Below are 10096 nucleotides of genomic sequence, written 5' to 3'. Positions count from 1 at the left end.
GGGCATGGTGCGGCTGGGGGGGGTACCCGGGCGCTCACATGGTCTCGGTGAGGATGTGCAGGGCGAACCAGCCGCTGAATCCAAACCAGGTGGCGGTGAATATGGCTCGGCCGACTCTGCTGGTACGGGTTCGGAACAGGCGGCGGACGTTCTCCGACAGGGTGTCCTCGTCCCGCTTGTTGGCCAGGGCGATGCCCTCGGCCAGGGCAAATGCGGCGGTCCAGGCGATCCAGATGGCGGCCCACATGGCGGCTACTCCTTCGGTTCGGGGAGAGAGCGGGGGCCGTGGCCGTCGTACGGGGCGGCGTGGCCGGTGTCGATCAGGTCGGTGTTCAGGCATGCGCCGTCGCCGGACGTGATGGTGGCGAGCCATCGGCCGTACTTTTCGCGGCGGTGTGTCTCAACGACGAGGCCGGGGCCATGTTGAGCGAGCCAGTCGGTGACCCACGCTTTCGCTGCTTTGCCCTCGTCGGTGTTCTTCTCGGGGGCGTTCAGGCCCAGCAGGCGGACGCGTTGGCGTGTGCGGATGGTGAAACCGAGGTCTATGTCGAGGTCGAGTGTGTCGCCGTCGACTACGCGCTCGAGCGTGGCGGGGTAGGTGTTCACGTCAGCTCACCTCGTCTGTGGAGTAGTGGAGGCGGCATCGGCAGTTGATCGTGAGGGCGATCGGCGCGAAGGGGTCGCCTGGGTAGCGGAGGCCGGAGCCGTCGACGGTGTACGGGGTGCCGACGGGGAGCGTCTTGCCGTTCAGCGCCTTGTGTGCGGGTCGTACGCGGTCGTCTCCGCGGGTGATCCAAGTGCGGACGACGCCGGGGCCGGCGTGTTCGGCGGCAGCGTCTGCGGCGCCGTTGATGGTCGAGATAGCGCAGGTCTCGGCGATCCGGGCAATCAGGGCGGGCTCTGCGGAGTGGTAGTAGCTGACGACGGCGTGCTCCAGGTCGCCCACGTCCTTGGCTTCGTTCTGCGCGGCGGCGAGGGCGGCGGCGAGTTCGGTGAGGAACGCGGTGACGGCCTCGCCGGCGAACGCCGCGGTGACGATTGCGGCCGCGGCCGCGGAGGGGGGAACGTCGTCCGAGCCGGTGAGGGCCTTGCCCACCTTGCGGGCGGTAGCGATAGCTGCCTGTTGCAGGATCGGCGTGAGGGTCTGAGAGGTCTCCTCAGCCCAGCGGGCGGCGCTGACGACGCGGTTCTGGTCGAGGTCAGCGTCGACGTGCCGGACGTCGTTGTCGTTCTCCGGCTGCCAGTACCGCGTGTACTTGCGGATCTTCGGTGCGCGGAGCCGGGCCAGGATGACGCCCTCCTGGCGCGCCAGGAGGGCGGTGACGGCGGCTGCCACGGCCATGGAGAGGGCGTCGAAGTCGTCGTCTGTGACTTCGTATCCGTCGTCCTGGGGGAGTGCCTTGCTCTCGATCGTGTCGCGAGCGGCGGAAACGTCCTCGGCGGCCTCGCCGGGCTGGGTCTGCTCTTGTGCGCTGCGGGCGCGGTCGACGTCGGCGGCCGCATCGCCCGGGGCGGCCGGGGTGTTCGTGGCGCGCGCGGAGGCGACGGCATCCGTGGCCGTGCTGCCTGCGGGCAGTGCGAGGGGGGCCTGCGCTCGTGCCGCGGCGACGGCGGCCGCCGGGCCCTGGCCGGGTCCGACGGCCCGCGCGGCTGCCACGTCCGCGGCCGCGGAGTCTTCCGTAGCTGCGCCCTGGGGGAGCGGGGCGCCGGTGGGCGCCGCGCCGGGCATTCCGCCGGTGGCGGGGTCGGGGCCGAGGCCGAGAGCCGCGGCGTCCTGCGGGTTGGCGGGTATGGGCGCCTTCTGCGGGCTGATCCACAGGGCGCGGGACTGCGGGACGTTGAAGGCTTCCCGGCCCGCGATCTCCCGGTACTCGTCGATGGTGATGAGGCCCTTGTCGAACTCCTCCCGGGCTTCTTGCCGGGCCTGGCGGCGGGGGAACTCGAGGGCCTGGACGCGGGAGGTGTCGTACCGGACGGTCCAGCCGTCGTCCAGCTCAGGGTCGAACCCGGAAGCCACCAGGTTGAGGTGGGGCAGTTCGGTGTGGTCCCAGAAGTTCCACTCTTCCCGGTCCGCGTTGGCGTACGTGCGCTCGGAGGCGTTGCCGACGATGCTCTCGGGCACGCCGAAGGCGGCCAGGATCTCGCCCTTGGAGATGCCGGCCAGCGTCTCGTACGCCATTTCGCGCGGCCGGGCGGAGGTGTCCACGTACGTGACACCGCCGGGGCCGGTGCCGACGAGGGTGAGCTGCCCGGCGTTGTGCGCGCCAGGGGCCAGACGCTTCTGGATGCGGTCGACTTCGCGCGGGTCGACGCCGTCCAGGTCGATACCGACAATTCCGCCTGGTCTGCCGTCATTGTCAATAAATGAGATGTTGTATGTGCGGGCCTTGACGTCCAGGTCGACGGACAGCCCCGCGGCTTCAAGCGGGGTGACACCGCAGAACGGATCGAGCGGGTGGGGGTCCCTGATCCAGATGACGTGTTTCGGCTTCAGCTCCCGGACCTGGCCGGCGTAGTTGGTGAACTCGAAGTGCTTGACGTAGTCGCCGTTCTCGTCGTCCGGGATGATCTGGACGCGGTCCGGTGGCAGCAGATCGAGCCGGGTGAGGGTGCCGCCGCGCGAGTAGGTCTTCTCGATGAAGACGCCCTTCTTCGACAGAAGGAGCTGCGCGCTCAGTCGCTTCTTGAAGACGTCGGCGGTCTCCAAGGGGTTGGCCTTCTTGTTCAGCAGGCGAAGTAGCGGGTGGTCGTCGAGGGTCTCCTCGAAGCGCCGTTCATCGCCTCCCCGGCCTATCTGGATCGGCAGGGTACTGGCGTGCTTGCTGATCGCCTCGATGGACTTGAAGGTCCAGATGCTGCGTTCGTAGCCCTCGATGATGACGCGCTCGAGATCCCAGCCGTCTGCGCGGCCTGGCGTCCCCCAGACGTTCGTGACGCCGGCGAGCGTCATGGACGTGTAGACGCCCCCGGCGAGCAGGTCCTTCGTCTCGACGGGCGGGGGTGCGGGTTCCACGGCTCCCCTGGGAACAAGGAGACCGCGGAGTGCGGGGAAGAGTTGGCGGGGCATCATGCCCCCTCATCGCTGGACAGCCACAGGCCAGCGGCGACGGCAAGGAGGCTGATGGCCAGCCATCCGAGCGGCGGCAACAGATAGAACAGAACGGCGGTCTGTCCCGCGTAGCTGCTGAACGCGGCGATGGCTCCGGCGTCTTGCTGCCATCGGCGTTTGGAGTTGCGGCGGACGAGAACACCACTGGTGCACAGGCCGACGAGGGCGGCGGACAGGCCCGCGGCCCAGTGCAAGGCGCCCAGCGCTCCGAGGCCGCCGAGCACACCGAACGAGAGCAGGAGGAACCCGAACGCCTCCCGGCCGATCTTCGCGTCGGGGAGCACCGACCCAGTGATGTCGGTGGTGGCGACAATCGGGTCGTCGTTCGACGGCTGAGGTTGCTGAGTAGTCACGCCGCGCACCATGAACAGCGGGCGGCGTTAGTGTCGCGTGCTCAGCGTGGGGGGCGGGACACTCCGGACATGTAGGCACCGATGCCGCGGCGCTGGATGCTGCCGCCGGGGACGACGCGTGCGTTCTTCGGCGGTACGGGGATCTTCCGCTTCGCGCGGGTGCTCTGGTCGCCGCCGATCAGATGCCGGTTGTCGATCTTGGCTGCGCAGTCGTCGCCCCGCACTTCGTCGTACGGGCGTCGGCAGCCTTTGCAGTACACCTCCAGGGCGTCAACGCGCTGCCCTTCGACGGCCTTGAAGCTGCCGCGGTAGTCCGCGATCTTCGCGACCTTGGGCGTGACCTCGATCTCCGCGGCCACCACCCACACGTGCGAGAGATCCGGCTTCTCCTCCGCTGCTGGCGGGGACGGGGGCTCTGGGGCGGACGCCTCAAGCGTCTTGGTCTCCGCCTTGGGCGCCATCTCGGGCTCAAGCCAGGCGAACAAGCTCTCTTGCAGGTGCGACCGGTGGTCGGTCTCGGATGAGAGGGGAGCTATCGCGGTAGTCACCGTTCCTCCGGAGCGCTGCGGGGTTGACGCAAAGTGCAACCCCCTTCACAGCCCAAACGTCAACGACCGTGATCTGTTACACGTCGCCCATCTGGGGCAACTCACTGGAGTGGATCAACACCTTTGAGTGATCATTGAAGGTCACGGATGTGATCGTTTCCGACGCGCCAGAAGGCCGTGTGTAGCCCCCAGATCTGATCTTCTGAGAGGGATAGGGTGGGGCATTCCACGATCCATCTCGGAGGTGCCCGCCCGGTGGCCGACAGCTTTGTTCACCTGCACAATCACACCGAATACTCGATGCTCGACGGCGCGCAGAAGCTGAAGCCGATGTTCGCTGAGGTCGACCGGCAAGGCATGCCAGCGGTGGCGATGTCCGACCACGGCAACATGTTCGGTGCGTACGAGTTCCATCAGGTGTCCAAGGGCTTCGACAAGGTCAAGCCGATCATCGGGATCGAGGCGTACGTCGCCCCATCCTCGCGCCGCAACCGTAGGCAAGAGTTCTGGGGCCCGGGCGGGCAGCGCGCCATGTCGGATGACGGCGAGGGCTCGAAGGACGTCTCCGGAGGGGGCCGCTTCACCCACATGACTATGTGGGCCCAGAACGTCCAGGGCCTCAAGAACCTCTTCTACCTGTCCACTGAGGCCAGCTACACCGGGCAGTTCCCCGCCGGTAAGCCACGTATGGACATGGAGCTGATCAGCGAGCACGCCGAGGGCATCATCGCGACGACCGGATGCCCTTCCGGTGCGATCCAGACCCGTCTGAGGCTGAACCAGTACGACGAGGCGCGCAAGGTCGCCGGCGCCTACCAGGAGATCTTCGGTCGGGAGAACTACTTCCTGGAGCTGATGGACCATGGGCTGCCCATCGAGCGGGAGGTCCGAGACGGGCTGCTGCGCCTGGCCAAGGAACTGAACATTCCGCTTCTGGCCACCAACGACGCGCACTACATCCACGAGGACCAGGCGGACGCGCACGACAACCTTCTGTGCATCGGCGTCGGTAAGAACAAGGCCGACGAGAAGCGCTTCAGGTTCCAGGGCAGTGGCTACTACCTGAAGACCGCGCAGGAGATGCGCGCCCTCTTCTCCGAACTGCCCGAGGCGTGCGACAACACACTGCTGATCGCGGAGCGGATCGAGTCGTATGACTCGGTCTTCGAGAACGTCGACGAGATGCCGCAGTTCCCCGACGTGCCGGAGGGGGAGACACAGGAGTCCTGGCTGCGCAAGGAGTGCCTGAAGGGCCTCGCCATGCGCTACGGGGACCCGATCCCCGCCGAGGTCATGGAACGCTTCGAGACCGAGATGTCGGTCATCGGCCCCATGGGTTTCTCCAGCTACTTCCTCGTGGTCGCGGACATCTGCAAGTACGCGCGGGAGAACGGAGTGCCGGTCGGGCCTGGTCGTGGTTCGGCCACCGGCTCGATCGTCGCCTACGCGACCCGCATCACTGAGCTGTGCCCGCTTGAGCACGGCCTGCTCTTCGAGCGGTTCCTAAACCCTGAGCGCATCAACCCGCCGGATGTCGACCTCGACTTTGACGACCGCCAGCGCGACAAGATGGTGCGCTACGTCACCGAGAAGTACGGCGACGAGTACACCGCCATGGTGAACACGTTCGGCAAGATCAAGGCCAAGAACGCGATCAAGGACAGCTCGCGCATCCTCGGCTACCCCTTCAGCCATGGTGAGCGGATCACCAAGGCGCTGCCGCCGGACATCATGGGCAAGTCCATCCCGTTGGATGGCATCTTCGACCCGCAGCACCCTCGGTATGGCGAGGCCGCCGAGATCCGGACGATGTACGAGAACGAGCCGGACGTCAAGAAGGTCATCGACACCGCCAAGGGCGTCGAGGGCCTGACCCGCGGCACCGGTGTCCACGCGGCCGCGGTCATCCTGTCCAAGACCAAGCTGACCGACCGTATCCCGCTGCACATGCGGGCCTCCGACGGCGTGAAGATCACCGGCTTCGACTACCCCAGTTGTGAAAACATGGGGCTGGTCAAGATGGACTTCCTGGGACTGCGGAACCTGGGCGTGATCGACCACGCCATCCAGAACATCCGTGAGAACCGCGGCGTCAAACTCGCCTGCGTTGACCCCATGGACGGCGACACAGAGACAGTCGTCATCCCCCTCGACGACAAAAAGACGTTCGAGCTTCTCGGCCGAGGTGACACCTTCGGTGTGTTCCAGCTCGACGGCGGCGGCATGCGCGCCTTGCTGAAGCTCATGGAGCCGACCCGATTCGAGGACATCGCGGCCGCCCTCGCCCTGTACCGGCCCGGCCCGATGGCCGCCAACGCGCATACGAACTACGCGCTGCGGCAGAACGGCAAGCAGGAACCCGACCCGATCCACCCCGAGCTGAAGGAAGTTCTCGATCCGATCCTCGGGTCCACTCACCACCTGCTCATCTTCCAAGAGCAGATCATGGCGATCGCCCGGACTCTCGCCGGGTACACGCTCGGCGGCGCCGACATGCTGCGCCGCGCCATGGGTAAGAAGAAGCCCGAGGTGCTGGCGGCGGAGTGGCAGAAGTTCCACGACGGTATGCAGGCAAACGGCTACTCAGAAGAGGCCATCAAGGCCATCTGGGATGTCATGCTCCCCTTCTCGGGATACGCCTTCAACAAGTCCCATACCGCCGGTTATGGCCTCGTTTCCTACTGGACCGCGTATCTAAAGGCGAACTACCCGGCCGAGTACATGGCCGCTCTGCTGACTTCTGTCGGAGACGACAAGGACAAGGCCGGCATCTACCTGGCCGACGCCCGCAAGCTGGGCGTGACCGTTCTACAGCCCGACGTCAACGAGTCCGTCGCGGAGTTCGCGGCCATCGGCGACGATGTGCGCTTCGGCCTCCGGTCGGTGCGCAACGTCGGCGACAACGTCATTGAGGCGATCATCGAGGCCCGCAAGTCCCAGGGGAAGTTCACCTCGTTCGCTGATTTCCTGGACAAGGTCGACTTGCCCGCACTCAACAAGCGGGCTGTCGAATCGCTTATCAAGGCCGGCGCCTTCGACTCACTCGGCCACACTCGCAAGGGTCTGACGGCCGCTCACGAAGCGGCCATTGATGCGGTCGTGCCTCTGAAGAAGGCCGCCGCATACGGGCAGGACGACCTGTTCGCAGGGATGGGCAGCGGCAGCGGCGACGAAGGGGACGGGTTCGGCCTCGACGTGCCAATCGGCGAGAGCGAATGGCCGCGTAAGCAGCTCCTGTCCACTGAGCGGGAGATGCTTGGGATGTACGTCTCGGCGCACCCTCTGGATGGCACTGAGCACATCCTGGCAGCGAACCGCGACACCACCATTCCCGAGCTGCTGGCTTCTGGCCGCACGGAGGGCATGGTCCGTCTGTCCGGGCTGATCACCAGTGTCCAGCCGAAGATGACCAAGCAGGGCAACGCGTGGGCCATCGTCAATTTGGCCGACCGTGACGGCACCATAGAGGTCCTGTTCTTCCCGGCCTCCTACCAGCTAGTCATGGGCGCGCTCGTCGAGGACGCTGTGGTATCGGTCTTTGGCAGGCTCAACGATCGTGACGGCACCGTCAGCATCTTCGGCCAGGAGTTGCAGGTACTCGACGTCACAGCCGCCGAACGCAACGGTGCGGCGCCTGTCCAGCTCGCTCTTCCCTACCACCGCATCAACGAGCCCACGGTGAAGGAACTCAAACGGATCATGGGAGCTCACCCAGGGGAGAACCCCGTTCGTCTGACCGTGCGCGGCCCGCAGAAGACGACCATCTTTCAGCTTCAGGCGATGGTGAACGCGGCAACTATCGCGTCCGACATCAAGGGTTCCTTCGGCGCGGAGGCTTGGCAGGGCGTGGCGTGAGAGGCGAGCAGCGCAATGAGGAGACAATCCTCCTCAAGGTCGAAGACACGCCAGCTTGCCCGCAGTGCGGCGGCCCCACGTTGCTCCTCGCACGGTTTCCCCATGCCTGGAAGAACGGCCTTGGGCGGGACGTCTCAGGTCTCAGGGAAGCGGTGCTGTGTCCGGGTTGCCATCACGGGGACCCAGCCGCGGCCGAACTGCTCGCGCTGTACGCGGTCGACGGCCACGTGAGCCCGGAGAACTTGGACGTCTTCGGTGGGCTTGTTGCCGCGTGGGTCGAGTCCGTACGGCAGCGCACGGTCGACGAAGGGGCGCTGAACGCCGAGTTCGAGCTGTGGAAACGAGGCGAGTTGTAGCCCTTCGGGAACGCCTGAAGGGGCCCGGTCTGCGGTTGAGTAGCCGGGCCCCTTCAGTCTTGGGCGTTAGGTCAGGGCATGGTGCAGGCGCAGTACATGGGCCACCATCGAGTCATGTTGTGTGGGCTGTTGGCGCTCCAGCCGCACGGCGACTGCCGCCAACTCGTCTGCGTCGATGAACTTGCCATCGATCAGCGGTGAGCCCGATTCCAGCATGGAGCGGATTGCGGCCGGAGCGAATCGGGTGAGGGCCTGGTGCAACACGTCGTGGAAGTTCTCTCGCAGCGGCGGATGGGTCACCTCTGCATCGAAGCCGAGGCGTTGAAGGCGGACCCGGGCCAGGCGCTTTTTCCGACGCCAGGAGAACGGTAGCCACTGCCCGAAGCGCCACATCACGGGATCAGCGAGCGGGTACAGCGGCCACACCCCGGCCCGCAGGTACATGGGCGCACCGCAGGCGAGGGCGCGGAGTGTGGAGTCGGAGATCGGGGGTGCCGGGGGAATGCCGCTCTCCTGGTCCCGTAGAGCCTCGAACGTGTTGGGGGTGAGCCAGCACGGGACGTCTGAGGCCACAAGCGGCGGGTGTGGTTCCGGCGGCAGGCTCAGCATCTCGTCCCCGCCCACCCCGGCCGCGGCCCAGAGCACGCCGTCTGCCTTCCAGTTGGCGAGCAGCCGGCTGTGCCCGGCAAGGTAGATCTCCTCGTGGGGTCCCAACTGCACGCGCGGGGCGTGCCGCGGGTCCAGCGGCAGGTAGTCGGCGGCGCGCAGCACGGTGTCCTGGAAGCCGGCGTAACGGATCATCGCCTCCCGGCGCCGCTTCTGCTGTTCCCCGGCAGCACCTTCCTGGATCAGCGCGCCGCTGGAGAGGACGGGCCCGTGGCGGGTGGCCAACGACATGGCCACGTTGCTGCTGTCCATCCCTCCGGACAACTCGACCGCGGTCCGCTCGGGTACGTAGTGGTGGTCCGCCAGTACGGCGTCGAGGAGCCGTTCGTAGCCGTCGAGGACCCTTGCGTCCGGGGCGAGTTCGCGGGGCTCATCGTGGTGAGCGGGCTCAGGCATCCGCATCCGGAGTTCTCCATCGTGGAACCAGGCGCTGGAGCGTTCGGTGAGCAGGGATATGCCCTGCCACGCGGTGCGGGTGCTGTAGTGACCGGTCAGAGCCAACAGCCGGGCGATCTCGATGGGATCAAGACGCTGGTGCGGCATCGTGCTGCGCAAGCGCGTCACGTCCCAGTGCCCGTGCAAGATGCCGTGATTCGCCGTCAAGTAGACAGGAGCCGGAGCGTGCGCTCCGGTGCTGACTGTGATCCCGTTGGGGGTGATCTCGATGAGATGGTGTGCCCGCGCCCACGAAGTTGCCTCACTGACCGCTTCGTTGTAGGCCCGTGTGCTCAATGGCCTTGGTGATCCTGGTGAGTGGAGCGGCCGTCCGGGCGTCCGCTCGCGTACCTGGAAGACAACACGTTGGCTGTCCTGAACCGACCAGGTTTCCAGCGCGGGATGATCGTAGGGGGAGATCCAGGACGAGCCACTGCGCCAGCGGTCACCGGCCCACTCCCATGACGTGCTGATCGACGCGGCATCTAACCGCATACTCAGCATCAGCCACTCCTTACGTCGGGACTGGGACGGGGCCCCTCGCAAGGAGGGGCCCCGTTGAGGACAGAGGGTCAGTCGTCCTCGTTGACGCGCTGGTCACCCTGGCCCGAGGGTTTGCGGTGCCGGGCCTCAGTGGTCGGCTCGATGGTGCGGGCCGAGGTGGTGAACATTTCCTCCAGGTCGCGGAGCACTGATTCGGCGTTCATCGCATTCCTCCTTGAACGAGTCGATCCGTGAGTGTGCTGACGACGGTTCCTACCCTCTGCAGTGCCG

9 protein-coding genes are annotated in these 10096 nt (G+C 66.4%); 2 read left to right on the top strand and 7 right to left on the bottom strand.

Annotated features, from left to right (window positions below; genetic code table 11):
* Window positions 1–34: 34 nt before the first annotated feature.
* Genes ABZT04_RS33605 through ABZT04_RS33585 form a run of 5 tightly spaced genes read right to left on the bottom strand, consistent with a single transcriptional unit; the run spans window position 35 to window position 3947 of the window.
* Window positions 35–247: a hypothetical protein gene (locus ABZT04_RS33605; protein WP_356060960.1), complete on the bottom strand. Its 213-nt coding sequence runs from the start codon at window positions 245–247 to the stop codon at window positions 35–37.
* A 5-nt stretch (window positions 248–252) separates the two neighbouring features.
* Window positions 253–606: a thermonuclease family protein gene (locus tag ABZT04_RS33600; RefSeq protein ID WP_356060958.1), complete on the bottom strand. Its 354-nt coding sequence runs from the start codon at window positions 604–606 to the stop codon at window positions 253–255.
* A gap of 1 nt (window position 607) precedes the next feature.
* The gene (locus tag ABZT04_RS33595; protein WP_356060956.1) at window positions 608–3013 is read right to left on the bottom strand and encodes a phage portal protein; all 2406 of its coding nucleotides are present in this window, start codon (window positions 3011–3013) and stop codon (window positions 608–610) included.
* A 53-nt stretch (window positions 3014–3066) separates the two neighbouring features.
* A complete protein-coding gene (locus tag ABZT04_RS33590; protein WP_356060954.1) occupies window positions 3067–3462 on the bottom strand; it encodes a hypothetical protein in 396 nt (131 codons plus the stop codon).
* Between the two features lie 41 nt (window positions 3463–3503).
* On the bottom strand, window positions 3504–3947 hold the full coding sequence (locus tag ABZT04_RS33585; RefSeq protein ID WP_356060952.1) for a hypothetical protein: 444 nt from the start codon (window positions 3945–3947) through the stop codon (window positions 3504–3506).
* Between the two features lie 318 nt (window positions 3948–4265).
* Here ABZT04_RS33585 and dnaE point away from each other — a divergent pair, with 318 nt between their 5' ends.
* Window positions 4266–7865, top strand: coding sequence for a DNA polymerase III subunit alpha (dnaE, locus tag ABZT04_RS33580; protein ID WP_356060950.1), 3600 nt, complete (start codon window positions 4266–4268; stop codon window positions 7863–7865).
* The gene (locus ABZT04_RS33575) at window positions 7862–8221 is read left to right on the top strand and encodes a DUF6300 family protein (protein WP_356060948.1); all 360 of its coding nucleotides are present in this window, start codon (window positions 7862–7864) and stop codon (window positions 8219–8221) included. The genes dnaE and ABZT04_RS33575 overlap by 4 nt, the downstream gene beginning before the upstream one ends.
* A gap of 66 nt (window positions 8222–8287) precedes the next feature.
* On the opposite strand, the gene ABZT04_RS33570 is transcribed toward ABZT04_RS33575, so the two are convergent.
* Both ABZT04_RS33570 and ABZT04_RS33565 read right to left on the bottom strand, forming a co-directional pair.
* Window positions 8288–9442: a hypothetical protein gene (locus ABZT04_RS33570; protein WP_356060946.1), complete on the bottom strand. Its 1155-nt coding sequence runs from the start codon at window positions 9440–9442 to the stop codon at window positions 8288–8290.
* A 452-nt stretch (window positions 9443–9894) separates the two neighbouring features.
* Window positions 9895–10029: a hypothetical protein gene (locus tag ABZT04_RS33565; protein ID WP_356060944.1), complete on the bottom strand. Its 135-nt coding sequence runs from the start codon at window positions 10027–10029 to the stop codon at window positions 9895–9897.
* Window positions 10030–10096: the final 67 nt, after the last annotated feature.

Source organism: Streptomyces sp. NPDC005492 (genome assembly GCF_040605995.1).
Classification (GTDB): domain Bacteria; phylum Actinomycetota; class Actinomycetes; order Streptomycetales; family Streptomycetaceae; genus Streptomyces.
The sequence above is the reverse complement of the archived record's forward strand: the minus strand, read 5'-3'. Positions and strand labels throughout refer to the sequence as shown.

Bases quoted from the DNA above. Each gene is read 5' to 3' on its own strand.
- ABZT04_RS33605 (WP_356060960.1), bottom strand. From the start codon at position 247: ATGTGGGCCGCCATCTGGATCGCCTGGACCGCCGCATTTGCCCTGGCC.
- ABZT04_RS33565 (WP_356060944.1), bottom strand. From the start codon at position 10,029: ATGAACGCCGAATCAGTGCTCCGCGACCTGGAGGAAATGTTCACCACC.